Origin of the sequence: Acidocella aminolytica 101 = DSM 11237 (genome assembly GCF_900129125.1) — a bacterium.
In the GTDB taxonomy this organism is placed as follows: domain Bacteria; phylum Pseudomonadota; class Alphaproteobacteria; order Acetobacterales; family Acetobacteraceae; genus Acidocella; species Acidocella aminolytica.
In genome coordinates this window covers 22648-48145 of sequence record NZ_FQVJ01000020.1, presented here as the reverse complement: position 1 = coordinate 48145, position 25498 = coordinate 22648, and the positions used below count along the sequence as shown (strand labels likewise).

The window sequence follows — 25498 nt, the reverse complement described above, 5'->3', positions numbered from 1 at the left end:
CTTATTGGATACATTAGCAAGAACAATCCAGGAGTGGAAACGCAATGTTCCTGAAACAAGCATGGTACGTGGCAGCGATGCCAGACGAAGTGGCGGAAAAGCCGCTGGGCCGGACAATCTGCGGCGAAAAGATGGTCTTTTATCGTGGCAAGGGCGGTCAGGTCGCGGCAGTGGAAGATTTCTGCCCGCATCGCGGCGCGCCGCTGTCTCTGGGCTATGTGGAGGACGACAAGCTTGTCTGTGGCTATCATGGGCTGGCAATGGGATGCGAGGGCAAGGCGCTAGATATGCCGGGCCAGCGCGTAAAAGGCTTTCCCTCTATCAAATCCTACGCGGTAGAAGAACGCTATGGATTTATCTGGGTCTGGCCAGGCGATAAGGAGAAAGCCGACCCGGCGTTGATCCATCATCTGGAGTGGGCGGTAAACCCCGAATGGGCCTATGGCGGGGGACTGTATCATATCAGTTGCGATTACCGCCTGATGATCGATAATTTAATGGATCTGACGCACGAAACCTACGTGCATGCAGGCTCCATAGGTCAAAAGGAAATCGACGAAGCGCCGGTTTCCACCAAGGTGGAAGGCGATCATGTGATAACCAGCCGGTTCATGGATGGAATCCAGGCCCCGCCTTTCTGGCAAATGGCGCTGCGGATGAATGATCTGGCACCGGATGTGACCGTGGATCGCTGGCAGATCTGTCATTTCCACCCGCCTTCCCATGTGCTGATCGAAGTGGGTGTGGCACATGCCGGGCATGGGGGATATGACGCGCCTGATTCGGTGAAAGCTTCCAGCATCGTAGTTGATTTCATTACGCCGGAAACCGAGACCTCGCATTGGTATTTCTGGGGCATGGCGCGACATTTCAAACCGCAGGACACCGAATTGACGGCGAGAATCCGGGACGGTCAAGGCAAGATCTTCAGCGAAGACCGGGAGATGCTGGAGCAGCAACAACAAAACCTATTACGCTGGCCCGATCGGCAATTGCTAAAACTCAATATTGACGCGGGCGGCGTGCAATCGCGCCGGATCATCGACAGGCTACTGGCGGAACAGGTGGGATAATGCTGAAAAGCATGACGATCGAGACTAGGCTGATCGCCGTACGGGATGAGGCTGTGGGGGTGCGCAGCTTTACCCTTTCACGTATGGAGGGTGCATTGCCACCCTTCACCGCCGGAGCACATGTGGATGTGCATCTGCCCAACGGTCTAGTCCGGCAATATTCTCTCTACAGTGCGCCGGATGCAGGCGGAGATTATGAGATTGCCGTCCTGCGAGAGCCTGAGTCACGCGGCGGCTCGGTGGCTATGCATGCTCTTGCGGTGGGGGACACGCTGGTCATCAGTCCACCGCGCAACCAGTTTCCCCTAGATGAGACAGCCGAAAAGACACTGCTTTTCGCAGGCGGCATCGGTATCACACCAATTTTAGCAATGGCACAGCGGCTGCATCGCCTGGGGTTAGATTTCGAACTGCATTATTGCGCGCGCACGTCATCACGTGCGGCCTTTTTGAATCTTTTGAAGGGCGCCCCCTTCGCCGCACGCGTGTTCACGCATTTCGATGACGGAGAGGAAGCACAGAAACTCAATGCCCCCGCCTTGCTGGCTACCCCAGAGACAGGCGCGCATCTTTACGTTTGCGGGCCGGGCGGTTTCATGGAGCATGTACTCTCCAGCGCGCGCGCCGCAGGCTGGGAAGAGTCCCGACTGCATCGGGAATATTTCTCAGCCCCCGTAATGGAGACCGAAGGCAAGCAGCCCTTCGAAATTGAGATCGCCAGCACGGGGCAGGTTCTCACTGTACCGGCCGACCATACAGCGTGGGAAGTCCTGGACAAAGCCGGACTATATGTACCTGTATCCTGCGAGCAAGGTATCTGCGGCACCTGCTTGGTGGGAGTAAAAGCTGGCATACCGGATCATCGGGACAGCTATCTGACCGATGAGGAACATGAGGCAAATGACCAGTTCACCCCCTGCTGCTCACGAGCAAAGAGCGCGCGACTGGTACTGGATCTTTAAAAAAACTTGGCGCCGCCTTTAGCCAAGAGCGGCGCCAAAAATTTAGAGCTTCAAAACTGCTTTCACGCAGACGCCAGTTTCTGAATCATGCACGGCTTCATTGATTTCTGAGAAATCATAGAAACGCATCATCTTTTCTGCCGGAAAGCGGCCTTGCGCATGCAGTTCGATCAGCTTGGGCAGGAAGACGGATGGTTCCGCGTCGCCTTCCACAATGCCACGCACATGTTTGCCGCTCGTGAGCAGATCAATCACCGGAACCGGCAATACCTCATCCGGGCGCGACGCGCCGATAATGCCCAGCGTACCGCGCGGCGCCAAGGCCGCCAAGGCTTGTGAGAGAACCGGAATCAATGCGGTTGTGTCGATGGCATAGGCAACACCGGGACCGGTGATTTGCTGAATCGCCTCAACCGGATTTTCTGATCCCGCATTTACGATATGGGTGGCACCGAGCTCCTGAGCCAATGCAAGCCTTTCGGCATTGCGATCCACAGCAATGATGCGCGTTGCACCGACAAGCTTCGCCGCCATCACCGCTGAAAGACCGACGGAGCCGGTGCCGAAAATGGCGATGCTCTCCCCTACCCCCACCTTCAGCGCGTTGATGACAGCCCCGGCTCCGGTTTGAATCCCACAGCCGAAGGGGGCCAGCACAGCCAGGTCCGCTTCCGCCGCCACCTTCACCACATTGGTATGATGCGCCACCACGTGACTGGCAAAGCTGGACTGGCCAAAGAAATGACTATGCACGGCGCCGGAATCACAAGAGAGCGCAGTACTACCATCAGCTCGCGCACCGCCGAAATTCAGCGGGAAAAAGGCATGACAATAGCTCGGCGCATGGGCAGCACAAGAGGGGCAAGCTCCGCAAGCCCGGTAGCTCATCACCACCTTGTCCCCCACAGCGAAGCCGGTGACATCAGCGCCTACCTGTTCGACAATACCTGCCCCCTCATGCCCCAGCACGATTGGCTGGGGTACGGGGAATACTTGGTCGCGCATTGCAAGGTCAGTGTGGCAAATGCCAACGGCCGTGATGCGGATCAGAAGCTCATCCGCGCGCGGGCTTTCAAGGCTGAGGGTTTCGAGAAGGAACTTGCCCCCCTTCTCGCGGGTGACAGCGGCCTGGATATGCATGGCGCCCCCTCCTCAGAATGGTTTCATCGGTGCATCGGCCTGCACGGTCATCCATTGCCACATGGAAAACTCTTCCCAACTGGCCGGCCCGCCCACGGCGGTACCGTTGCCGGATGCGCCGCGCCCGCCGAACGGGTTGGCCACGTCGTCCGCTACGCTCTGGTCGTTAATATGAATCAAGCCGGTTTTCAGTTGGCGGGCGATCTTCATGGCGCGTCCGATATCCTTACCGATAACCCCGGCAGAGAGACCATATTCGGTGTCGTTAGCGAGTTTGACGGCTTCCTCATCCGTGTCGAACGGCACGATATTCACCACCGGCCCGAAAATCTCCTCGTCAAAGCAAGGCATGCCGGGTCGGACATTTTCCAGCACGGTGGGCTTGTAGAACAGCTTCTCATAAGTGCCGCCCGCTGCCAGCTTGGCCCCCGCCGCTACGGTTTCAGTGACCAGCTTGTGCACACGGTCGAGCTGACGCTGGTTAATGAGCGGCCCAAGCGCCACTTGGCCTGAAGCCGGATCACCAACCGGGAGATGGTTGGCCTTTTCCACCAGAGCGGCCGTGAGCGCCGGAACCAGGGAGCGCTCAACCAAAATACGTCCGGATGCCATGCAGATCTGCCCTTGATGGAACCAAGCGCCAAAGGCCACGTTCGAAGCGGCAGAGGCGAGATCCGCATCGCCCAGAATAATCACGGAATTCTTGCCACCCAGCTCCAGCGAGACTTTCTTGAGATTTCTGCCACAGGTCTCGCCCACTTTACGGCCGGCAGCGGTGGAGCCAGTAAACGCGACCATCTGGATGTTCGGGTCGGTGCATAGCGCCTCACCTGCCTCCACATAGCCGGGCACCATATGCAGCAGCCCTTTCGGCAGGCCGGCCATTTCAAAGATACGGGCTATGATGACACCACCCGAAACAACCGTTTGCGGGTCTGGCTTCAGCACCACGCCATTACCAATGGCCAAAGCGGGCGCCACGGCACGCAGGCCAAGGATAAGCGGGAAATTAAAGGGAGAAATCACGCCCACCACACCCAGCGGCACGCGGCGCGCGACGGAAAGCCGCTCCGGCGTAGAAGGTAGCACTTGGCTGGGAATATGGTGCAGCAAGGCGGCGGCGGCGCGGCAGATTTCCACGGCCTCGCGCACCTCGTGCTGGCCTTTGGGGATGATGGCGCCGGTTTCGCGAGCAATCCAGAGGGACAACTCTTCCGCATGGGTCTCAAACAGGTCCGCCGCCTTCAGCAAAATAGCCTCACGCGTCCTCTCGTGGGTCGCAAACCAAGCAGCCTGCGCCTCTGTAGCCACCTTGGCGGCCGTCGCGACCTCCGCCGCACCGCCAATACCGGTCCGGGTCAATGCACCGCCTGTAGCGGGCTCGATCACATCGACAACGCGCGGGGCGGCGATCCAATCGCCGTTAAACAGCTTACCTTCCCAGGCGGTGCCGAGAAATGAGCCTTGTGTTGCTGTGTCCAACATAATGGTGACTCCGTATCTTAGAAAGAATTCAGGATTGTTCAGAAATCCGCATCGCGGCAGGCGGCGGCGGAACTGAGCGCCGGGCAAAGCCGTGCTGACGGCCCGCGTCGACGCCCTGTAGTTTCAGCACATAACCGACGGGTAGCAGACGCAGCGCATAGCGACGCTCCATCCAGCCCCAGATGCCCTGAGGCAGCAGCAAGGCAAACCCCACAGCGGCGGCGCCGATTCCGATGAGATACCATACCCCCTCCGCACCAAAGGCAGCCTCTACTGCGAAGAACAGAACTGCGCCGAGGATCGGGCCTTCAAACGTGCCAATGCCGCCAACCAGCGTCATGAAAATCATGTAAGCGGTCCATTGCACGCCAAAATAAGTATTGGGCTGAAAGGAGATGGACGTCGCGAGCCACACCGCCCCAGCCATGCCAGCACCCAAAGCCGCGAGCACGAACATGATACGCTTGGCCAGTTGCACCCGCACGCCAACGGAACGCGCCGCCTCCTCATTGTCCCGAATGGCCTGCATGGCCGCCCCCAAACGCGAGCGCAACAGTAGGAAGAGCAGCAACGCCACCCCTGCCATGGCCACCAGCCCAAACCAGTAAGTATCCGCTCGACGGGCCGCAGGAGCAAAACTATTGAGCGCCAGCAGAGAGGTGCCGGTTGCCCCCTGAATGATAGGATCCAGGCTGACCAAGAGCTGCACCAAAGCCGCTAGCACCCACATGCCAATGGCGAACTCTCCGGCACGCAACTTCAACATAAAGCTGGAGACGATAAGCGCCAGCACAGCGCTGCCCACGCCCCCCAAGGCCAGTGCCGCATAGACCGGCACACCCGCTTGAGAGAGCCTGATCGCGCCATAGGCACCGAAACCGAAAAAAAGCTGCTGCCCCACCGAAACCAGCCCACCATAGCCCGCCAGCGCGTTCCAGGTGATGGCGAGCACCACATACACGAATAAAGTGGTGAGATGATCCACCACATTGGCCGAGAAGACGAAAGGCGCGGCCAACAACGCGAATTGCAACGCTGCGATCAGGGCTGTGCTGACGATGGAACGGCTCGTCCAACGCTGAACTTTATAGGTTTCGGTCATGCGAACCTCACACGGAGACGGCGGAGATAGGCACTGATTTCACCCCCCTGGTATAGCCGGGCGATCAGCACGATGAGAAACACGACATGGCCCGCGATCTGCGAAAGATGAGTGTTGATGGCCCCGCCTACTCCCTGGGACACCCCTAACACGATGCCGCCGATGAGCGTGCCCCAGAGCGAGCCGGTGCCGCCGATCACCACGGCCTCAAACGCGTAAAGAAGCTGCGGACCACCCGCATAAGGGTCAAAACTGCCGCTGGCGCCCAGCGCCGCACCCGCCAGCCCGACCATGACCATCGCAAGCGCCGTGGTCGCGGCACGAATAAGGCGTGTGTCAACGCCTGAGAGGCGGGCCGCATCTTCATCTTCAGCCGTGGCGCGGATACGCCGGCCGATTTGGGTGCGGGAGAGTAGAAGTTGTGTTCCGCCGAGTACCAGCAAGGCCACGGCGAAGACTAGGCAGGCAAGTTTGCTGATATAGAGGCTGCCGATATTCCAACTGTCATAGGAAAGCGTGCCAATGTCAGCCGCGAAGGAGCGTGTGTCCGCACCGAAGATGCTGAACAGAACATTGTCGCAGATCAGTGCCAAACCGAAAGTTGCAAGCAGCGGCACCAGCGCCCCGCCTTTCAGACTGGGCTCGATAATGAGGAACTGCAGCGCCACCCCTAATAGCGCCATAATGGGCAACATGAGTAATAGCCCTCCGAGCGGCGAAATGCCCAGCGCTTGGTAGACGACCATCATAATGAAGGCGCCAAGCACAGCCAGAGAGCCATGAGCCAAATTAATCACGCGCATAACGCCAAACAGGAAGGATAGCCCCGCTGCCAGCAGCGCATAATAGCCGCCAAGCAGGATACCTTGCAAAATCTGATTAAGCCAGAACATTGCCGCCGCCTTTCAATGCGTTTGCCGGTTGAGGCCGAAATAGGCGTCCATCACCGCTTCACGCGTGAGGGTGCCAGCGGCGCCGGAGAGCACAATGCGCCCTTCCAACATGCAGATGAGCCTTGTGACGGAAGCCATGGCACGACGCAGGTCCTGCTCCACCAGAATAATGGTGGTACCAGCCTGCCTCAGCTTGGGCAGAGCTTCGTAAACACCTTCCACCGCAACCGGCGAGAGACCAAGGGACAATTCATCCAGCAATAGGAGTTCCGGGTTGGTCATCAGCGCACGGCCAATGGCCACTGCCTGCTGCTGTCCGCCTGAAAGCAGGCCCGCCTGGCGTTTGAGGATAGGCTTGAGCTGGGGCAGCACCTCCAACACACTGTCGAAATTCCATATACCTTTGCGGCAAGCAGCCAAGCGCAGTGTGTCCTGCACATTTATGCCGGGAAACAGTCGGCGTCCCTCCGGCACAAGAGCGATACCGCCGCGCACGCGGCGATGGGCCGAAAGCCGCGTGACATCCTGTCCTCTGAACATGATGCGCCCCTGGGCAGGACGATGTGCGCCTGCGATGCTGCGCATTAACGTGCTCTTACCAGCACCATTAGCACCAACAATGCCCAAAACCTCGCCCGGCTCCATGGAGAAGGAAAGATCATGCAGCGCCACCAGCAAACCATGGCAAGCCTTAAGGTTTTCAATGTGCAGAAGGCTCATACTACCTCCTCCGAACCGAGATAGGCGCTGATCACCACGGGATCTTTCAGCACGCTTTGAGGATCGCCCTCGGCGATAATGCGCCCGGCATCCATGCAGACGAGCCTGGTAACGACCTTAACGAGGATATGCACGATATGCTCGATCCAGACGATGGCAATGCCGCGACGGCGCAAGTCGAGAATCACCTCCACAAGGTCCAACGCCTCACCATCGGTCAGGCCCCCACCAATTTCATCCAAAAGCAAAAGCTCTGGACCAGTGGCTAGGGCACGGGCCAGTTCCAGGCGCTTGCGCTCCAGAAGGCCCAACGTCTCCGCCGAACGATTGGCTGCGGAAAGCATACCGCAAAGTTCTAACGAATCGACCGCGCGGTCATAAGCCTCGTGCTGGATGAAGCCACCACCTTGCGTCGCAGCCACCAGCAGATTCTCGAACACAGTCATACCACCAAAAGGCTTCGGCACTTGGTGGGAACGGCCGATGCCATGGCGGCAACGCCAAGCGGCGTCCTGCCCGGTAATAATCGCACCGCGCAAAGCGATGCGACCCTCGCTTACCGGAACGGCACCGGAAAGCAGGTTAAGCAGGCTAGTTTTGCCCGCCCCGTTGGGTCCGACTATACCCACCGCCTCGTTTTCCGCCACCCGGAAGTCAACGCCATTGACAACCGCCAGCGCACCGTAGCGTTTCACCAGCCCGTTTGCTTCCAGCAGCAAGCTCATGACGGCAACAGATGAGCGCGTAGAAACCGAGCAGATTCCTCAATGGAATCCATACCCTCTCGTACTAGCGCCGCATAAAGTTGCCAAGAATGACACATGCCATCCCATATCCTCAAATCAGCTTGATTGCCCGCGTCTCGTAGCTTTTGCACAATGTTTACAGAATCATCGCGTAGCATCTCCCGAGACCCCACATGAACGAGGACCGGTGGTAAGTTAGAAAGGTCAGCAAATAAAGGACTAACCGCTGGATCGCGTAAGTCTTGCCCTGGCAAATAAGCCCCGAGGAATAGAGCAACCAGATCCTTGGAAAGGATCGGATCATCAGTGACGCAATGATGAGACGTACCGTCTGCCGCAAAGTCTAGAGCAGGCGACATTAGGGCCAAAGCCGCAGGGCTTCGCCACTCCGCTTCACGCACTCTAACGGCCGTCGACAGTGCAAGATTACCTCCAGCGCTGTCACCAGCGAGTGCGATAGCTTCATACCCGTTGACCAGAGCCCAGTGATAAACTGCCAACGCATCGTCATGCGCCGCGGGAAAGGCATGCTCCGGCGCCAAGCGGTAATCTGCTGCCAGAACCGTAACATTCGCCACACGCGCCAAATTGGCTGCTACGGTTCGATGGGTTTTGGAAGAGCCCAACACGAATCCGCCACCATGATAGTAGATGATTAGCCGGTCAGACATCGCTCCTTCAGGTTGAATAAGTTCCCCACCCACGGGACCAGCGTCCACTCGTCGGATATTTAGTCTTTCAGGGATTGGCAGAGTGGCATGCGCGGCCTCGAACCAGTCGCGCAACGCCAACGGACCATCCTGCGGCGGTGGATTTTCCGCCATCATTTCCAGCAGGGCATCAAGTTCAGCCAATGACATTCCGTGGCCTCCAGTCACATCTTATAGGGCTCAAGCGGTCCCTGGATTGGCACGGAGGTATCTTCCACATGCTCAAAGGTTCTATAATCCAACTTAAACTTTCCTGATTTCGCCTTCATCCATTGTGCACCAATGAGGTTGGTGGTGGCTACGTTAGGCACTGGGCCGTTCACGAAATCGATCTTACCCATAACCGTAGTGGTTTGCAGCGTACTCATTGCCTTGGCGACAGCTGCTTTGTTCTTAGGGTCGGCCGCAGATTTCAGCGTGGCGACCATGGCATCAAACAAAGCGAGCGAGGGCCCAAGCTGCTGCTCCCATTGGCGGCCGGTCTTATTTTGATACGCGTTGGCCAGCTGCATGGAACTAAGGCCAGTGAGCGCGGAGCTATATGGAAACACGGGGTGCCAGTATGCGCCTGCATTAATACCGTAGCCAAGCGGCCCCAACGCTTCCATCTGCGACGGGAAAAGGCCAGTTTTAGCAACAGTGACGATCTTCATCTGGCGCGTGAGGCCCTGTTGGGCGGCCTGGCGCCAGAAAGCGGTGAAATCAGGTGGGATGGGGAATGTACAGAATACCTCGCAACCCGCCTTTTTGAACATGGCGATCTGGGCGGAATAGTCTGTCGTGCCATCTTGATAGCCGCCGGGATCAACCATATCAAAACCTGCCTTGGAAAGATCCGGCAGAAGATGGGCACGAATAGCATTACCGTCAGCGTCGTTGGGGCAAAGCACGGCCACACGCTTGTTACTCGAAACAGTATTATTCCAGGTCGATATGTAGAGATCTTTGAACTGCTCGGTGCCAAAGCAGAAATGATAGGTCCATTTGAAAGGGGAAGGTTGACCGGGCTTGGCTCCGCGCCCGAAATACCAGGACTCCCACGGCACGATAGTGGAGAGACACGGTACACCTGCCGCCTCGCAGGCATCCGCCACCGGATTCACCACTTCCGGGGTAGAGGTGGTAAGCATCAGATCAATCTGCTGGCCATTAATCAGATCCTTGGCAAGTTGACTAGCTCGTGACGGGTCCGACTGCGTATCTCGATCAAAAATCGAGACCTCGTAAGTGGTGCCGTTCAGAGCGAGGCCATTAGCAAACGCCTTACGTACCAAGCTTAAGATAAACGGATCGCCCTCCCCGAACCCCGCGAGAGGTCCTGTACGCGGGCTCACAAACCCCACCCGTAAGGTATTGGCAGCAGCAGCCCGCGCAGGGCTCAGAGCTGCCCCCAAAGAGAGTCCGGCGGCGCCCCCTAAGATAAGCCGGCGAGAAAGACCAGCTTTGGCAGCAGATTCTTGATGGCTCATGACATTCCCCGAATCAAAACTTAAAAGGCGTGGATGTAGCGAAGAATAACGTTGAAACCGTTGGTCGTATTCTTTTTAACCACGGGCAAATAAACGTTCAGAAAGCCGATATTGTTCCGGTTAAACATATAAGTTGCACCAGGTCCCATCGACAAACTTTCAGTTTCGGTACCTTTCTGCACCACGCCATTTACAGTATCGTCAGTAAATTGCTTGAAGTAATATCCATTCAACCCAACATTCAACTTAGGATAAACCTCGTAAGAAGCGGTGAAGTTCACCCACCCCGCATCACCCGCCTGCGTCGTGGTTCCAGCCGGCAACGGCTCGCTCGAGGCAGGATGGCCATTGGAGAAATTGTGCAAATAATTGAATCGCGCTGAAACCTCAGTCTTCGGCGTTGGCAGCACTGTAACCGCCCAATACGGATTGATGGACCAGAAGCCTGAGCTTGGATTGATATCCTTCGACGTATCATACGACCCGGTCGGCGAGATTACATCAAACTCCATACGTTGCGCGAAAACTGGGCGCCCCCCCCGAATAATAGGCGGAAAAGCAATAAACGGACCCCACGTTAGATCACCAACCCCCATACCACGATTTGCAACCAGTTTGGCGGGGCTCCCGTGCGCGAAAGAAGCGTTCAAGTCCGTAAGTGGTAAAATAAACATGCCACCGAGAACGCCACCGAACAAATGATAAGGCGACACATAGATGAACTGATTCAACGACACGATCGCCGTGATGCTGGTGTTCTTGAATACAGGCACAGCATTGCCATCAGCGCCGTTAATGGCGTCAAAATGCTGAATCTGAAAATATTGCTGGTAAACCAGCCCAGGCGTGTATTTACCCAGCGCGTCAAAGAAGCTGGTGCCTCCGAGATTAATGCCCGACGGCTCATTGACCGTAACAGCCTGGGCGGCCTTAAGCCCAACCCCTGCGCTTAACGCCAGCGCCAGCGCCGCACATGAAACGGCTTTGATTTTTTTTGTTTTCATTGAACGTTCCCAAATTTTGCTTGCCCATCTAGGCTTCGATTACTAACTGACCGAAAACCAGCCAAATTATTGTATGTTATATTACATAGTTTTTTATTTAGCTTAGCTAGTCCGCTTTTCGGCTTCAATGTATTAAATCACACATCTAAAGCCAGCGTTCCGTCGCATCGCTATCTATTATCCTCCCCTTTGAGTCTTGCTGCCGCGTTAAGCCGGGCATTTAGGGAGTTTATTGCATATCAGCCCTTATGAAGCTGTACCAGGAGAGACATTTGGATTTGCACGAGAAGGACACACCTGCTTCGTGAAGCTAAAAATTGGCCTGGCGATAGGCGCTGGGACTACACCCAAAGCGCTGCCGGAAGGCCCGGCTAAAATGTGAAAAGCTGCTAAAGCCATGATTGAACGCTACCTCGCCCACAGGAAGGTGCCGGTGCGCCTTGGCACGAAGCGCCTCAGCGCAGCGTTCCAATCGGGACTGCCAAATGAAGTCGGATAAAGACACATCACTTTCAGCAAACGCGCGATGGAGATGGCGTTTCGAACACCCAAAACGTTCGGCAATGCTCTGCACCGAAAGCTCGGGATCCGCGATATTCATGCGGATATAATGCTTCACCTGGAATTCCAATGTCTCGCGTGCGGACACACTGGCATGCTCGCCCGCCGTGCCGGAGATGGAAAGGCGCAGGAGACTGGTGGCAACATCACCAAGCGCCGCTGATTCGTAATCCGTAGCTCTCACGCCTTCAGACAGGATACTCTTGACATAGTTGGGAAAAACCCTCGCTACCGCAGATGCCTCCCCAAACTTCCGCATGCCGTAACAGGCCAGTTGGGCACCGGAAAGATGTAAGTCCGCCTTAGGGACTAAAATCACGAACTGGCGCACAGGCGTCAGATTTACGACACGATAGGGCCGCGCCGTATCATAAAATGTCCACCCCTCACCGTCGAGCAACACCTCCCGCCCAGATTGTATGAACAAACTACGCCCCGACAATTGGACAGCCACTTTGACAAATTCACGGACCTCTCGTTCGGCGCTTCGCGCTTCCCTAACCACGGCTACCGAGGAGGATGATAATTCGCAGAGCTTAACCCGCCCCGCCTCTTGAAAGCGGGCACGACCGAAAAATGGAGCTTCATCGATAATACTGGACTTCAACCCTCCCATAACCTGCCAGAGCGCATGATCCCAGATTGGCATCTGCTCTACTCCGACTGCTTCGACCCACCTCTCCGGCGTTGTTTTACATGACATGCCGTTTTCATCCCAGTGCCAGCAACATCTATTTTTTAATTTAATTGCAAGCTCAAGGATAAGGCTATGCGTCCACAGACGTCAAGGATTCTTAATTCAACATGCTTTGATACATATCATACTATAAATATTCTGTCAGTGCAGCGCGTATCTCAAGGAGGCGCTGCACTGTCTCATCCATGTCTGCCCCTAATTCACTCTGCGATGCGTCACGAGGCCATTACATACCGTCACGCCAAACGGGGCCATTCCTAACTCATCAACATCTGCGCGTAGTGGATCAACGGTAAAGCCAGTCAAATCCGCATCAAAGCCAAGCGTCAGCGCTCCCAGCCGTGTCTCCTCCTCCACCGCATAAGCCGCATGGCGGGTTAACCCGGCCAGCGCCATCGCGCGAGATAGTACCTGGGCGTCGCCCACAGCTGTCGATGCCGCGTGCCCTGGTAGCCGCCGCGCCACTGCGCAGGTCAGAATTTCACGCGGATCGTAGGGAGCGATCGGCCAGTCAGAGCCCAAAACCAGTCTCACCCCAGTGGCCGCAATGTCGGCAGTTCGCCAGCCTCGAGCCGCCCGCTCAGGTCCCAAGCGCTGCGACCAGGCATCGCTCTGATCAGCGCTGGCATAGCGTACTGCGTGAGAAGGCTGCATCGAAGGCAGCACATCAAGCGCCGCGAACTGACCAATATCCTCGTCCGGTAAGGTTTCGATATGCTCAACCCGATGACGTGCCGCTGCCCGTATAGGCTGGGGCAGGCTAGCCAGCGTCTCCAGAACATGCCGCACAGCCTTATCGCCAATGGCGTGAGTAACAGTCTGCACACCACGTTTGCCAAAAAAATGCACTGCCTTGCTGTAGGCTTCCGGTGAAGGCCAGTGCGGCCCGGTGCAGCCGCCATGCAAATCCGGCTCATGCAGCCAGGCGGTACCGGCATCAATGGTGCCGTCGATAAAGAATTTCGCCCCGCAAACCCGCCATAACCTCCCAGCCCGGCCCTGCAGAGCCAAAACCGCCTCCAACTCGTCGCGTGTCGCACCAGGATTTACCCAGGGCAACACATGAAAGCGCAAGGGCGACGGCGCCTGCGCCTCTAGCGCCGCGAGGCAGTCCAGGCTGTCACCATTAGCGTCCATCACATGCATACCGGTCAGTCCGGCGGCAGCCATGCTGCTGAACAGCCTGCGCATGGAGGCTAGGCGCGTCGCCTGATCCATGCGCGGCAGCACGCTTCGGATCAGTTCCACCGCCTCCGTTTCCAGCAGCGTGCCGGTGGGCAGACCATCGACATCGCAGAGAATTTGCGCCCCGCTGGCAAAACTGCGCGGCCCAGCAATGCCAGCTTTAGCAAGCGCAGCCCGGCTAACCATAGCGCCATGGTAATCGAAAAACATCAAGAAAACCGGGCGCCCGCCGCTGACCACCTCCAGCAAATCGGCAGGATGGCCTACCCCTTCCAACAGCGCCGGATCCAGCCCATGGCCCTGCAACCAGTCGCCGGGGCGCAGGGATGCGGCTTCTTGCGCGAGAGCTGCACGCAGCTGCGTTACATCTCGCACCTCCGCAAGATCCACCCCAATTTGCAAATCATGCCCCTGAATAGGATGGGCATGTCCGTCCACCAAACCAGGTGTAAGGAAGCCACCCGCCAAATCAATCGTCTCGGTGGCAGGGCCGCGCCAAGCCATCATGTCCGCATCCCGCCCGAGGGCGACAATCTTCCCCTTCGCCACCGCCAGGGCGTCCACGTCCTCTCGCCAACCTAAGCCGTCAGGGCGCAAGATATGGCTATTATGAATGATGATATCAGCCGTGATGGTCATTACGCTTCATCCTCCGGGGCGATATAGCCGAGCTGGTCAATCGCGGCCCCCCGCGTCGCCAATTTGTAGATCGTGGCCGCGAGCGCCAATGCGAAAATCCCGCCAATATAGATCCAGAACTGATTTGCCGGCGGCGGCTGGTAAGGGGAGACGGCTTGGTAGAGCCCGTTGCCGATGGTGACAACGCCGATCACCGCCGGCAGAACATGCCGGAAGACGCCAAATCGCCGCCGGTCCGTCCGCCAGATGAAGATCGGGCAGAGCAAAGCCATTAGGAAATAGCCGACGGTGATCGGAGCGGAACCAATACCGGCCAGATAGCCCGTGCCGGTGACCGCATTGCCGTTAAACAGGAAATAGGCGACGATGACGAAAAAACCAATCAGGATGTTCCAGATCAACACCGACATCACCGGCACACCGGAAATGGCACTGACCCGCGCAAAGGGGCTGGGCAGCAGGGCGCCGCGCGCGGCTGCATAGGTCCAGCGCGAAACCGCCGTGATTGCCGCGATATAGGCGCCGATTGCGCTGGTCAGACCGATGAATATCATCACCCAATGGAACCAGGGCATGTAATGGTCGGTGAGTTCAATGAAGGGCGCCGCATTAGTAGGGGCGGCTAGGCTAGCCATGCCGGGGCCGGCGCCATGCCATGCGGCGTAACCCGACACCGCCGCCCAGGTCACCAGGACATAAAGCACTCCGATGATGGCAATCGAGCCAATCACCGCAATTGGCACGTTACGGCGCGGATGGCGCAGTTCCTCGCCCAGACTGCCGGAATTCTCCCAACCAACGTAGCTGAACAAAGCAGCGGTGAAGACGATGCCGTTGAGGCCGCTGAACCCGCCCGTGCCGCCCACCGGATGAAACGGCGCGGCCAGCGCCGAGCCGGATTTCGCCAGCACGACGATAGAGAAGAGAACCAGCCCCACCGCCTCAATCAAGAAAAGCACGAAGGCGACATGGGTCGAGGCGGCAATACCGCGCAATAACACCGGCAGGCTGAGGACGATGCCGGCCAAAGCGATAATCAGCCACCAGATATTCGACAAACCCAGCGCCGTTTGCACCCAGGAGCCCAGAAACACAGAGACCGAGGCTAAGGTGATCGGCCCACCGAGAATGCCGAGATAGAATGTAAGCGCGCTGGTGAAGCGGCCATAGCCGGGACGTATCGCGTTGCCGCCATGATAGATAAACCCGATGAAGCTGCCGGCACTCGGCACCCGCACGGCAAATTCCGAGAGATTCCACCCCGTCGCGGCAATGGCGAAGCCGGTGATGAGGAACGTCCAGGGCGTGAAGCTGCCCATGAAGGCGGAAATCAGCCCGATCAGCGAGAAAATAGCTTCCGCGGGCGCGATATTCGCCAATGTCGAGGCGAAAGCTTCCCCCAGGCCGATGGCGCCGCGCTTCAGCCCGGCATCCGACGTTTCGATCAGGATGGATTGAGCCCCCGGCTCAATCTGCTCGATCATCTCACTCATGAACCCCCGTCTCCTTATTGCATTTCTATGGATCAGAGGCCGAGCCTAACGCCGGCCGGGGCATATGGGAGCGGGAGGCCACGCCAAAAACTTGTCAAAACACGCCACCGTCGTCCATCTTCATATTGCGTTTGAGCCCCAGCAGGCTAAGACAAAACTCCGGGAGAAAACACCATCCGCGGTTCACCGCAGGAAGGAATGATAAATTGTCCGTATCAAAACCAGCTGAATCGCGGATCCGCGCGATCACGTTACAACCTTTCGTAGAGCATCCGCAGGTGCCTACACACTTGCGCAGGACGCTGATGGAGCGCCATGGCATCGACCCAGACAGTATCCATGACCCTTATAGCTGGATCAGGCTGGAAAGCGCCTCGCTGCTGATCGAGGAGGCGGCTTGGCAGTTAGGCGACCCATGCCTAGGGGCGCGGATTGGCATGACCTATAAGGCGGACCAAGCGGGGCCGTTCGGCGCGCTCTTCACAGCCAGCTCGAGCCTGGCCGATATTTTCGCCCATTATCCAAAATTCGCACCGCTGATCCAAAGCCATACGCAAATGCGCGTGGAGCAGCGCGACGGGCTGTGCGTGCTCAGCTACCGAATCAATGACCCCGCCGTGCCAATGCGCTGCCAAGAAACGGAAATGACCACCGCCAGTGCGATCAGCTTCATCCGCGGCTTCCTGTCGCGCAACTGGAGCCCCCTGGAAGTACAGTTCGCCCATGCCGGCCAGGGGCGAGAGGCGGCCTTGCGACAAATTTTTCGCGCCCCGGTGCATTTTGGCCTGTCCGAGAGTCGCATAATCATGGCAGCGGCGGACGTCACGCGCTCAAACCCGCTGGCCACTCCCTCCTTGAGGCCGGTGGTGCTGCGGCATCTGGAGGATCTGCTGGCGCGGGAGCACCAGCCGCCCAACCTGAGGGAAAGTTTGCGCGAGACGATCCGGCACCTGCTAGGGCAAGGGCCGGTAACGCTGAACAACGTGGCGCGGGAGCTCGGCTTCTCCGTGCGCACGCTGCAAAGGCGGCTTCAAGATGAGCGGCTGAATTTCCGCCTGCTGCTGGAAGAGGAGCGGCGCGGCTTGGCAGAAACCATGCTGGATAACCGCAACCTGCCGATGAAGCAGATCGCGGCGCGGCTGGGCTATAGCGAACTCTCCGGCTTCTCGCGCGCCTGCCGCGGCTGGACCGGCAAATCACCGCGCGCCCTACGCCAAGCCACCCAACATAATCTCTGAGTAGCGCGGCGAGCCATGCCGGATCGGCCAGAATAACGCCCAAAAGTTTGCTTGCCACAAAATGACGCTGGGGATGGCGTCTTACTGATTTATGATCCAAAGCTGCAAGCTGGATAAGCTACGCGGCCCGCTGCGCAACCATCATTTTTATTTCGATTTATTTACAACATAAATCAGTGTAATTCGGAGTGACCCGAAGAGATGACCCAAACAGCAGGGTTCATCATGATTTTCTCCGTCAGTTTTTGACAATCCGTACCGCTCCAAAGTCTAATACGTATTGTTTGGCGCAAGTTGACAAGAATTTGGCATGCAGTGCTGTTCATCCTCCCCATTACGCCTGCAATTCTGATTTCTGCGGCGGGAACATTTCCGTCGCGTTATCAAAACGAAATCGAAAACAGATTTCTCGCGCGCAAAGAATGGGAGCCTCGAAATGGGTTTATACAGGACTAGTGCCATCGGCATGTGTGGTTGGCTGCTGGGGGCAAGTGCAGCCATGGCGCTTACCCCACCGGCGGGTATTGAAATCGATGGCAGCTGGTTAGGAAAGCTAACGCTGTCAGGTGGTGCCGACGGCTATGCCTTCGTGCAAAGTGGTACCAGCCAATCATCCTTCAACGGCAATAACGTAACCGGCACCAGACTCGCAAACGCCTTGATTTCACTACAAAAGACGAGTGGCCTGATCCAATTCAACATGGCTATCGGCGCCAACACCGGCGCTATACCGCTGGGCACCGCTCCAGTCCAGGCGAGCGTGACAACCCTAGCTACAGGGCCACTTTATTATGGATATCTGACGATCGCGCCACCGGGCAGTCGTGTTACGTTTTCCGCTGGTCAGTTGATCTCGCTGGAAGGATTTGAGGCTGGCACTGACTGGTACAATTCCAATCTATTCACGAGCGAACTTTTCTACACCCAAAGTTCGATGTTCCGCGGGGCCGAGGCAAGCTATAGAGGCAAGAAATTCAATGCCACCATCGCATGGGGGGATGGATACGAAACCGGGGTGTTCAACACGATACAGGCTGTAGCAACCTATCAATTACCGCATGGGCAATCGATTTCCGCCTATTATGCAGGCCCACTGGGGCGCGTGGGACTAAATGCGAAAACCTATGCTGTTACTGGGCATTATGGCGATCCCGCGAGCTTCGCAACGGTTGGCACCTACGGCCCCTACTACGCCAATTCACAAATGTTCGGCGCATATTATACTTGGACGAATGGCACGCTCAGCCTGACGCCCGAAATCCAGTACCAATATGCCAAGGCTGATGCAAAGCTGGTGCAGCCAGGTTGGGCCGCGATGAGTAAATTCTCAAGCAATCTCGGCGTGGCGCTGTTTGCAGATTATCCCATTCCAAACACGCCTTATGAGATCGGCGCGATGGCCGAGTATTTTACTAGCAACGGACCAGACTCCTGGTTCATCGCCCCCGGGGCACAAGGGGCCGGCTTCGCGGTGACCCCAAGCTGGCAGCACAAGAATCTCTTCATCCGGGCTTCAGCGGGATATCTGCACTTGCTCAATGGCTCCTATGCTGGGGATGGACAGACGGGCGCTTTTGGCAATGCGGCGCATGGCCGCGACGTTGTGCAGGGGCTGCTTGAAGCAGGAATTTTGTTCTAGCCAATATTTCAACGGACTGGTTGCAAACAACTATTGCAGCCAGTCACGAGATCTAAGGAATACAGAGTCAGACTTGTGAAAATGACGATAAGGATAATGTCACCACATGGGTAATCTTGAATTAGATTTTGCTTTCGAGATTGTCGCTGAACTTTCAGCACCACTGGATAATGGCCCCGGTCGGCATGGGCACAGGCGGATCAACCCGATTGTCGGCGGCAGCGTGACGGGACCGCAGCTGAATGGGCGTGTGCTGCCAGGGGGGGCGGATTATGAATGGGTGCGTACGGATGGCTGTTCTGTACTGCAAGCCCATTATACAATGGAAGCCACCGACGGAACGCCGATTTATATTCGTAATAATGGATTATTCATTGCCAGCACAGAAATCTTACGACGCGTGGATGAGGGGGAAGCCGTTGAGGACGACCTCTATTATTTCCGTTGTAGCCCTATATTTGAAGCGCCTGAAGGCAAGCATGGCTGGCTGAGCGACCGCATCTTTGTCGGCAAAGGTATCTTCAAGCAAAGCCATGTTATCATCAAGGTATTTCAGGTTCTGTAGAAGCGACGTTCGCAATCATTCAGTTACCCCTAAAGTCAGCGCTAAGCTTTGCTATGACGCCGCGCATCTCTGTAACACTAAATTCATATAGCACTTGCGCTATTCTATTGGATTTGGTGCAGCATCAAGATTAAAGCAGGCTACTGGCCTTATCGTAGAAGCGCGAAATCAGTATTCAATATATACCATCCGGAAAGCCGTAGCAAAACGCCTATGTCCAACGATATAACCGCACTGGCCGACACGAATGACTCGAGCAGTATAACATGGGCAGCATAGAGGAGGCGTAGAATTACGCCTCACATCGGCTATCGACGTATAACAACGAAGATCCAATATGGCTTTAGGCGGGATCACACCCGCTCGGAAACTAAAATTGGCCACCTGAGTTCTAAGAATAGGCCCCGTTAAAAATGAGAGGAATACCCAAGCATGGCCTATTATGTCTCGACTAAACTGTTAGCATTTTCTCTTCTCGTGTCACCTCCGTCTGCCAAGTCGGAAGTGGATAACCGAAATGGTAGCCTTGCATTAGTCGGAAACCAAGAAAGTATAGCTCGTCCTTTTGTGAAGGTCTCTCCACCCCTTCGGCGATCACTGTAAGCCCCATAAATTTGGAGAGGCACAATATCCCGGCTGCCATTTTGTTGGAATTCGGAGTTAGGCCGACCTCCGCAGTGAGCGAGCGGTCAAGCTTCAGAATATCGAAAGGATATTTATGGAGCCAGCTAAGGGATGAATGGCCGGTACCAAAATCATCCAGCGCCAGAATGAAACCACGCCGCTTCAAATCACCCAAGACTATCGACGAATGCTCGGGGTTTTCCATAGCCGTCCGTTCTGTGATTTCTAGAATGAAACAGGAGGTGGGTACACCTGCCTCAATACAAACCTTTTCCAACAATTCCGGCAACGCACCGTTAGCAAGCTGCCTGGCGGAAATGTTCAAGCTCATCCTGAATTTGTATGGGTCGACATCGGCATTCATTTCCTTTAGACAATAGCAGGATTCTCTCATTACCCAGAGGCCGATCTCGTTAATCAGCCCCGTTTCCTCGGCCATACCAATGAACTGGCCCGGCATCATCATACCATCAGGTCGGTTCCAACGGATTAATGCCTCATAGGCGAAGATGTTACCGCTCATCGTCTCTATGATCGGCTGGTAGTGAAGCACCAACTCGCCTCTACCGACTGCTCCCCGCAACTCAGTCTCCAGACTCATTCGCTTTTGTAAAGCCTGATACATTGTATGTTCAAATAGAACGATCTTTCGGTTGGGATTGCGTTTGGCTTCATACATCGCGATATCCGCATCACGCAAAGCGGGCTCGTAACTCTGGTAAGCGCTAAGCGAGGGCACCATACCGATGCTAACGTCGATGGCATAATGCTTACCATCCAACAAATATGGAGAAGTGAGGCTTTCGTAGAGCGTTTTCGTTGTCCGCCAGATTGCCGATGCATCAGCGGGCGCCACACATAACAGCACAAACTCATCGCCTGAATGGCGTCCCGCGATGCCGCTTACGGAAGGAGCGTTGCCCGATACCGAAGTAAAGGAAGATAAGCGTTGCGCCACTTGCACCAGCAACTCGTTGCCTAGGTGATGACCTAAACTGTCATTGATTAGCTTAAAGCGGTCAAGATCGAGAAACAGTAACCAATAATCTGTATCCTTTCGAGATGAGGCCGTTTTAAGGGCAGCTTCCATTTCTACGACGAAGCCTTTCCGGTTAAGTAGCCCGGTCAACGAATCATGTTTTGCGTCATATTCCGCCAGTTGGCGTGCGCGTTGCAATTCCTCCGCAAGCAAATGCTGCTCCCTCAGGGCGCCCTCAAGATCGATTGCAGCCCTTGCTGTCTGCTCCACTAACGCATCTTTTTCGGCGACAATCCTTTCCAACGCATCTGCCTGAGCCAAAAGTAGATCCGCTAACTCCATGATGAACATTGACTCGCCACCGGTAACGAGAATCGGTTCGAACCGAGTAGAATGGCTCCGTGCAAGTGCGGCCCGGCAGGCTAAGGAAAGAGGAGTATGCGCTTCTAAACTTAGCGTTTCAGGGCGACTTGACTCCAACAATTCCCATATCGGCCGTTTCAGGAACACTTCACGGCCAAAAGGTCTGCTAAGCGAAGCCAAAAAGACCTTGCGACTGAGCAAGGTTACCTCCGCTCCAGCACCGAGCACGATAACCCCAGGCAGTGCAGGGGTTTGCTGAAATACATCCTCTAAGATTGAGGCAGAAGCATCAGCAGAGACTAACGTACTCCAGGTCTTAAATAATGAAGTCGGTTGGCAAAACGTCGAGAGGTTTACGTAATTCATACTTGCCTGAGGTCCTGCAACAGTGCACAGATCAAAACTAACGTTTTTCTGCTTAACGTTTTTTTAATCGAAAAGTTATAGTATTATTACAAAGTTAGCAATTTCGTTGGTGGTATGCCTTGTCTTCGGTAAGGCTTTAATAGGCAGGCTCCGGCGGTGCGTGTCTAGCAAGCGGCAGAGACTTGTCTTTTCGGAGAAAGCTATTCGTTCAACTTGGAATAACAAGGTGAGCGAATGTGTGATGTTGATGCGCAAAAGGGGGCTTTATTCAGCCACCTGAACCCAGACGCGCTAGTGCCGACGGATCATGCCTTGCGCCCGATTCAGGTTCTGATGAGCTAGGCTTTGGTTCGGCTCTCGCAGGCTTTTGAAAATCTCTGCCAGGCCAGCGCCACGCTTCGATTGCGCCAGAGAAGCTGCCGCACGCTCTGTTATTGCAGGCATTTTTCGGTGTGCACTCGGAGCGGCAACTCAAGCATCTGGTTCAGATTCCACGGACCGAACGAGATGACCGAGGTCTCCGGCAACAGAGAGGCCGAAATCGTAGAAAACGGTACACTCAACGGCAAAATCTGCTTTGACAATGGAGACAAAAACTCATTCACCGCAAAAAGGCGGTGAGCTTCCGCAATCTGTTAAAACCCTGCCGCGATGCGCCGAAAAAGATCAGCTGTTACCGGGAAATAACGGCTTAACCCGCAGCTTCTTCAGCCTTGCGCATCAGCCGCAGAAAATTTCCACCCCAGATCTTCTCAATCTCTAAACGCCCATAACCACGGCGCGCCAAAGCGGCCGTCAGGTTTGGGGCCTCGGCGGCGTTCATAAAACCGCGCACACCACCTCCACCATCGAAATCCGTGCCAATCCCAACGTGGTCGATCCCCATGCGTTTCACTGCATAATCAACATGATCGACAATATCATCCACCGTCAGATCAGAGGCCCTTGCCTTTGGCCGCAAGAAGCTGGAAACGATGGTGATCTGCGCCAAGCCACCTGTGCTAGCCAGCATTTCCAGCTGCTCATCATCCAGATTACGCTTATGGTCACACAACGCACGCATACAACTATGCGTTGCTACAACGGGCGTACGCGAGCGCTGCGCGGCCTGCATCATCGTGTTTTTTGAGGCGTGCGACACATCAATCAACACCCCTAACTCATTCATCCGCTCCACCACCGACTGCCCGAAATCAGACAACCCGCTATATTCCTGCTCCACATCATTTAGGCTAGGCAGAGGAATCGCGGCATCCGCGATCTCATTATGGCCATTATGGGTCAAGGTCATGTAACGAATCCCCAGCCCCGCGAACTCATCCAGCAACGCCAAGCTGCGGCCGATCGCATACCCGTTTTCAATCGCCGGAATCACCGCTGGCTTCCCCGCCGCGAACGCCGCTTCCACCCCGGCGGCGCTTGTGGCCATCATACCACCTGAACCATCTTTAGGTGCCATTTCAGCAATCGCGGCCAGCATGGCCCGGGCACGCTCGGCGGCCGCCAAATGCGCCATACCGTCACGGTGCCCTTGCGGGATATACGCCGCGAAGCACACCGCCCCGACACGCCCCCGTCTCAGCTTCGGCAGATCAACGCAACGCGGGCCATCCTCAAACGGGCTCGGCCCCTCGGGCCAGGGAATATCAACATGGGTATCAATGGCCAGCAGGCCGTCATGCAGATCGTTTGTCATCCCCCGCATGGTTGAGCGCCAGACAGGCCGCGTCAAGCGCCTTGCGCATTACGGAAGGCACAGGCGCGGAGCCAACGGGAGCGCTCAACACGCCTTCAGGCAAGGCCGACACCCGCGCCACCCGGACAGTAAGGGTCAAAGCAAAATGGGTAAAAACATGCTCCACCGTGCCGGCTTGGCGCCAGCGCGCCATTATGGGCGGCACCTCGGGCAACACCAGCATACCGCCCAGCAGCCCATGCGGCGGGCGTCTCAACAGCACCACATTGTTCGCTTTATCGAGCAACACATAGGCAACGCCCTCACGGCGGGGACGCTCGGCCTTCTTCACTTTCACAGGCAATGTATCAGCCAGCCCATCTGCTTGCCCCTGGCAATGCGCCGCCCAGGGGCAAATGAGGCAGTTGGGCGATTTCGGCGTGCAGACCGTCGCGCCCAGATCAAACAATGCCTGGGCAAAATCTCCCGGCGCGGCACGGGCATCTTTATCTTCAATCAACCGCTCCGCCGCCTTGGTGATGCTTTTTTTGGCCCCTGGAAACGGGTCCGTGATGGCAAACAGCCGCGCCGTCACGCGTTCCACATTGCCATCCACCGGCAGCACGGGCAGGCTGAAGGCAATGGCGCCGATGGCGTTAGCAGTGTAAGGTCCAATACCCGGCAAGCCGCGTAACCCTTCGATACAATCTGGAAATCCGCCCATCGCCACCACCGCCTGCGCGCATTTATGCAGGTTTCTGGCACGTGCGTAGTAACCCAAGCCGGCCCAAAGGGCACACACCTCCTCCACACTGGCCGCCGCCAGATGCGTCACGGTAGGGTACGCAGCCAGAAATTTGTCGTAATAGGGGCGCACGGTGGCCACCACCGTCTGCTGCAGCATGATCTCGGAGAGCCAGACGCGGTAAGGGTCCGCAACATCTCCCGGAGCGGCGCGCCAAGGCAGATGGCGACGGTGCCGGTAGTACCAGTTGAGGAGTTTCCGTGCCGGAGGAAGGGAAGAGTAAGAAACGGTCGTCACGGGCACCGATTGTGCCGGATGAACCCGCGCCGCGCAATTTCGGCCCGCGCGGTATTGCCGCCGTGCTGGCCCCCGTCACGCGCCCGGCCTTCAAACGCCGCGCGCCCGCCGCCGCACAAATCCTGGCGGACTGGCAGCAACTCGCCGGGCCGGAGCTTGCCGCCCGCGCTGTGCCGCTCAAATTCGCGGGCGGCACGCTGACGCTGGGCTGCACCGCCCCCACAGCGCTGGAGCTGCAATACGCCGTCCCGCAGATCATCTCACGGCTGAACCTCGCCCTCGGGCACAACATGGTGGAGCGCCTGCGTTTTGAGCAACACGCGCCGCGCCCGCCTTCCACGCCACCCGCCCGCCCGGCGCCGCGCCAAACCACACCGCCCCCGCAAGACCTGCCCTCAGGCCCGCTCGGCGCAGCCTTGGCTCGGCTCTATCAGGGCATAAAATCCCGTGGATAACTTCAACGCCGGGTTGGACACCCGCCCCGGAATCTGACTACACTAGATATAGGAGAAATCATGCAATTTACCCGTCGCTCCATACTATCCATAGTAGGCGCCTCAGCCCTGGTTCCATCCGTGGCGTGGGCTGGGCAAACGCCGCCGACCGAGACGGAGCGTTCAATTGGTTCGCCCAAGGCGCCGGTGACCGTGCTTGAGTTCTTCTCACTCACCTGCCCGCACTGCGCCGAATTCGGCACGGTTACGATGCCGGAGGTAAAATCTAAACTGGTGGATTCAGGCAAGGTCCGCTTCGTCTATCACGACTTCCCGCTGGACCAAATCGCGCTGAAGGCCGCCCAGGTTTCCCGCTATCTCCCGGACGATGAATATTACCCTTTCATCGAGGCGCTTTTCGCCAGCCAGAATGACTGGGCCTTCCAGGAAGGCGAGAATTACAAGGCGCATATCTTTAAATATGCTGCCCTCGCGGGGATGGACCAGGCCACTTACGACAAAGCCTGGAATGACGAGGCCCTGGGCAAATGGATTCTCAAAGGCCAGCAGGAGGCCGAGAAGACCTATAAGGTCGACGCCACCCCAACCTTCATCATCAACGGCCAGAAGCACCCTGGCGCGATGGATTACGACACCTTCGCCGGAATCGTGACCAAAGCCGGCGGTTAAAGGG

22 protein-coding genes are annotated in these 25498 nt (G+C 56.7%); 7 read left to right on the top strand and 15 right to left on the bottom strand.

Annotated features, from left to right (window positions below; all coding sequences use genetic code 11):
• Positions 1–44 precede the first annotated feature (44 nt).
• Entirely contained in the window at positions 45–1073 is a 1029-nt protein-coding gene (locus BUB54_RS11660; RefSeq protein WP_048877332.1) for an aromatic ring-hydroxylating dioxygenase subunit alpha, read from the top strand.
• Positions 1073–2035 (top strand): PDR/VanB family oxidoreductase, encoded by a 963-nt coding sequence (locus tag BUB54_RS11655; RefSeq protein WP_082075556.1) that lies wholly within the window; start codon positions 1073–1075, stop codon positions 2033–2035. The genes BUB54_RS11660 and BUB54_RS11655 overlap by 1 nt, the downstream gene beginning before the upstream one ends.
• A gap of 42 nt (positions 2036–2077) precedes the next feature.
• Here BUB54_RS11655 and BUB54_RS11650 read toward each other — a convergent pair whose 3' ends face one another.
• The 12 genes from BUB54_RS11650 to BUB54_RS11595 form a co-directional block, all read right to left on the bottom strand.
• Positions 2078–3175, bottom strand: coding sequence for an NAD(P)-dependent alcohol dehydrogenase (locus tag BUB54_RS11650; protein WP_048877333.1), 1098 nt, complete (start codon positions 3173–3175; stop codon positions 2078–2080).
• Positions 3176–3187: 12 nt separating this feature from the next.
• The gene (locus BUB54_RS11645) at positions 3188–4660 is read right to left on the bottom strand and encodes a benzaldehyde dehydrogenase (RefSeq protein ID WP_048877334.1); all 1473 of its coding nucleotides are present in this window, start codon (positions 4658–4660) and stop codon (positions 3188–3190) included.
• A gap of 28 nt (positions 4661–4688) precedes the next feature.
• Complete coding sequence (locus BUB54_RS11640) at positions 4689–5762, bottom strand: branched-chain amino acid ABC transporter permease (protein ID WP_073211656.1); 1074 nt, start codon at positions 5760–5762, stop codon at positions 4689–4691.
• A complete protein-coding gene (locus tag BUB54_RS11635) occupies positions 5759–6655 on the bottom strand; it encodes a branched-chain amino acid ABC transporter permease (RefSeq protein ID WP_048877335.1) in 897 nt (298 codons plus the stop codon). Before BUB54_RS11635 ends, BUB54_RS11640 begins: the two co-directional genes overlap by 4 nt.
• A 12-nt stretch (positions 6656–6667) precedes the next feature.
• The gene (locus tag BUB54_RS11630; protein ID WP_048877336.1) at positions 6668–7375 is read right to left on the bottom strand and encodes an ATP-binding cassette domain-containing protein; all 708 of its coding nucleotides are present in this window, start codon (positions 7373–7375) and stop codon (positions 6668–6670) included.
• Positions 7372–8100: an ABC transporter ATP-binding protein gene (locus tag BUB54_RS11625; RefSeq protein WP_048877337.1), complete on the bottom strand. Its 729-nt coding sequence runs from the start codon at positions 8098–8100 to the stop codon at positions 7372–7374. The genes BUB54_RS11630 and BUB54_RS11625 overlap by 4 nt, the downstream gene beginning before the upstream one ends.
• Positions 8097–8981 (bottom strand): alpha/beta hydrolase, encoded by an 885-nt coding sequence (locus tag BUB54_RS11620; protein ID WP_073211652.1) that lies wholly within the window; start codon positions 8979–8981, stop codon positions 8097–8099. Before BUB54_RS11620 ends, BUB54_RS11625 begins: the two co-directional genes overlap by 4 nt.
• A gap of 14 nt (positions 8982–8995) precedes the next feature.
• Positions 8996–10300 (bottom strand): ABC transporter substrate-binding protein, encoded by a 1305-nt coding sequence (locus BUB54_RS11615; protein WP_048877338.1) that lies wholly within the window; start codon positions 10298–10300, stop codon positions 8996–8998.
• 20 nt (positions 10301–10320) lie between these two features.
• Positions 10321–11304 (bottom strand): SphA family protein, encoded by a 984-nt coding sequence (locus tag BUB54_RS11610; protein ID WP_048877339.1) that lies wholly within the window; start codon positions 11302–11304, stop codon positions 10321–10323.
• A gap of 310 nt (positions 11305–11614) precedes the next feature.
• Entirely contained in the window at positions 11615–12514 is a 900-nt protein-coding gene (locus BUB54_RS11605; RefSeq protein WP_048877340.1) for a helix-turn-helix domain-containing protein, read from the bottom strand.
• Positions 12515–12757: 243 nt separating this feature from the next.
• A complete protein-coding gene (locus BUB54_RS11600; RefSeq protein ID WP_048877341.1) occupies positions 12758–14386 on the bottom strand; it encodes an amidohydrolase in 1629 nt (542 codons plus the stop codon).
• A complete protein-coding gene (locus BUB54_RS11595) occupies positions 14386–15879 on the bottom strand; it encodes an APC family permease (RefSeq protein WP_048877342.1) in 1494 nt (497 codons plus the stop codon). The genes BUB54_RS11600 and BUB54_RS11595 overlap by 1 nt, the downstream gene beginning before the upstream one ends.
• A gap of 290 nt (positions 15880–16169) precedes the next feature.
• Between BUB54_RS11595 and BUB54_RS11590 the strand changes: the two genes are divergently transcribed.
• The 3 genes from BUB54_RS11590 to BUB54_RS11580 all read left to right on the top strand — a co-directional run bounded on the left by BUB54_RS11590 (position 16170) and on the right by BUB54_RS11580 (position 19321).
• Positions 16170–17117 (top strand): AraC family transcriptional regulator, encoded by a 948-nt coding sequence (locus BUB54_RS11590; RefSeq protein WP_148359161.1) that lies wholly within the window; start codon positions 16170–16172, stop codon positions 17115–17117.
• Between the two features lie 436 nt (positions 17118–17553).
• On the top strand, positions 17554–18756 hold the full coding sequence (locus tag BUB54_RS11585) for an outer membrane beta-barrel protein (RefSeq protein WP_082075558.1): 1203 nt from the start codon (positions 17554–17556) through the stop codon (positions 18754–18756).
• Between the two features lie 106 nt (positions 18757–18862).
• A complete protein-coding gene (locus BUB54_RS11580) occupies positions 18863–19321 on the top strand; it encodes a DUF3237 domain-containing protein (protein ID WP_048877345.1) in 459 nt (152 codons plus the stop codon).
• A gap of 451 nt (positions 19322–19772) precedes the next feature.
• Here the strand turns inward: BUB54_RS11580 and BUB54_RS11575 are convergent, their stop codons facing one another.
• The 3 genes from BUB54_RS11575 to BUB54_RS11565 all read right to left on the bottom strand — a co-directional run bounded on the left by BUB54_RS11575 (position 19773) and on the right by BUB54_RS11565 (position 24370).
• The gene (locus BUB54_RS11575; protein WP_082075559.1) at positions 19773–21653 is read right to left on the bottom strand and encodes an EAL domain-containing protein; all 1881 of its coding nucleotides are present in this window, start codon (positions 21651–21653) and stop codon (positions 19773–19775) included.
• A 691-nt stretch (positions 21654–22344) separates the two neighbouring features.
• Entirely contained in the window at positions 22345–23349 is a 1005-nt protein-coding gene (locus BUB54_RS11570) for a dipeptidase (protein ID WP_048877369.1), read from the bottom strand.
• Complete coding sequence (locus BUB54_RS11565) at positions 23330–24370, bottom strand: A/G-specific adenine glycosylase (protein ID WP_244890776.1); 1041 nt, start codon at positions 24368–24370, stop codon at positions 23330–23332. Before BUB54_RS11565 ends, BUB54_RS11570 begins: the two co-directional genes overlap by 20 nt.
• A gap of 11 nt (positions 24371–24381) precedes the next feature.
• Between BUB54_RS11565 and BUB54_RS11560 the strand changes: the two genes are divergently transcribed.
• Positions 24382–24825 (top strand): DUF721 domain-containing protein, encoded by a 444-nt coding sequence (locus BUB54_RS11560; RefSeq protein WP_048877348.1) that lies wholly within the window; start codon positions 24382–24384, stop codon positions 24823–24825.
• A gap of 60 nt (positions 24826–24885) precedes the next feature.
• Positions 24886–25494, top strand: a complete 609-nt coding sequence (locus BUB54_RS11555; RefSeq protein ID WP_052948272.1) for a DsbA family protein — start codon at positions 24886–24888, stop codon at positions 25492–25494.
• Positions 25495–25498: the final 4 nt, after the last annotated feature.

Bases quoted from the DNA above. Each gene is read 5' to 3' on its own strand.
- BUB54_RS11660 (WP_048877332.1), top strand. From the start codon at position 45: ATGTTCCTGAAACAAGCATGGTACGTGGCAGCGATGCCAGACGAAGTG.
- BUB54_RS11655 (WP_082075556.1), top strand. From the start codon at position 1,073: ATGCTGAAAAGCATGACGATCGAGACTAGGCTGATCGCCGTACGGGAT.
- BUB54_RS11650 (WP_048877333.1), bottom strand. From the start codon at position 3,175: ATGCATATCCAGGCCGCTGTCACCCGCGAGAAGGGGGGCAAGTTCCTT.
- BUB54_RS11645 (WP_048877334.1), bottom strand. From the start codon at position 4,660: ATGTTGGACACAGCAACACAAGGCTCATTTCTCGGCACCGCCTGGGAA.
- BUB54_RS11640 (WP_073211656.1), bottom strand. From the start codon at position 5,762: ATGACCGAAACCTATAAAGTTCAGCGTTGGACGAGCCGTTCCATCGTC.
- BUB54_RS11635 (WP_048877335.1), bottom strand. From the start codon at position 6,655: ATGTTCTGGCTTAATCAGATTTTGCAAGGTATCCTGCTTGGCGGCTAT.
- BUB54_RS11630 (WP_048877336.1), bottom strand. From the start codon at position 7,375: ATGAGCCTTCTGCACATTGAAAACCTTAAGGCTTGCCATGGTTTGCTG.
- BUB54_RS11625 (WP_048877337.1), bottom strand. From the start codon at position 8,100: ATGAGCTTGCTGCTGGAAGCAAACGGGCTGGTGAAACGCTACGGTGCG.
- BUB54_RS11620 (WP_073211652.1), bottom strand. From the start codon at position 8,981: ATGTCATTGGCTGAACTTGATGCCCTGCTGGAAATGATGGCGGAAAAT.
- BUB54_RS11615 (WP_048877338.1), bottom strand. From the start codon at position 10,300: ATGAGCCATCAAGAATCTGCTGCCAAAGCTGGTCTTTCTCGCCGGCTT.
- BUB54_RS11610 (WP_048877339.1), bottom strand. From the start codon at position 11,304: ATGAAAACAAAAAAAATCAAAGCCGTTTCATGTGCGGCGCTGGCGCTG.
- BUB54_RS11605 (WP_048877340.1), bottom strand. From the start codon at position 12,514: ATGCCAATCTGGGATCATGCGCTCTGGCAGGTTATGGGAGGGTTGAAG.
- BUB54_RS11600 (WP_048877341.1), bottom strand. From the start codon at position 14,386: ATGACCATCACGGCTGATATCATCATTCATAATAGCCATATCTTGCGC.
- BUB54_RS11595 (WP_048877342.1), bottom strand. From the start codon at position 15,879: ATGAGTGAGATGATCGAGCAGATTGAGCCGGGGGCTCAATCCATCCTG.
- BUB54_RS11585 (WP_082075558.1), top strand. From the start codon at position 17,554: ATGGGTTTATACAGGACTAGTGCCATCGGCATGTGTGGTTGGCTGCTG.
- BUB54_RS11580 (WP_048877345.1), top strand. From the start codon at position 18,863: ATGGGTAATCTTGAATTAGATTTTGCTTTCGAGATTGTCGCTGAACTT.
- BUB54_RS11575 (WP_082075559.1), bottom strand. From the start codon at position 21,653: ATGAATTACGTAAACCTCTCGACGTTTTGCCAACCGACTTCATTATTT.
- BUB54_RS11570 (WP_048877369.1), bottom strand. From the start codon at position 23,349: ATGACAAACGATCTGCATGACGGCCTGCTGGCCATTGATACCCATGTT.
- BUB54_RS11555 (WP_052948272.1), top strand. From the start codon at position 24,886: ATGCAATTTACCCGTCGCTCCATACTATCCATAGTAGGCGCCTCAGCC.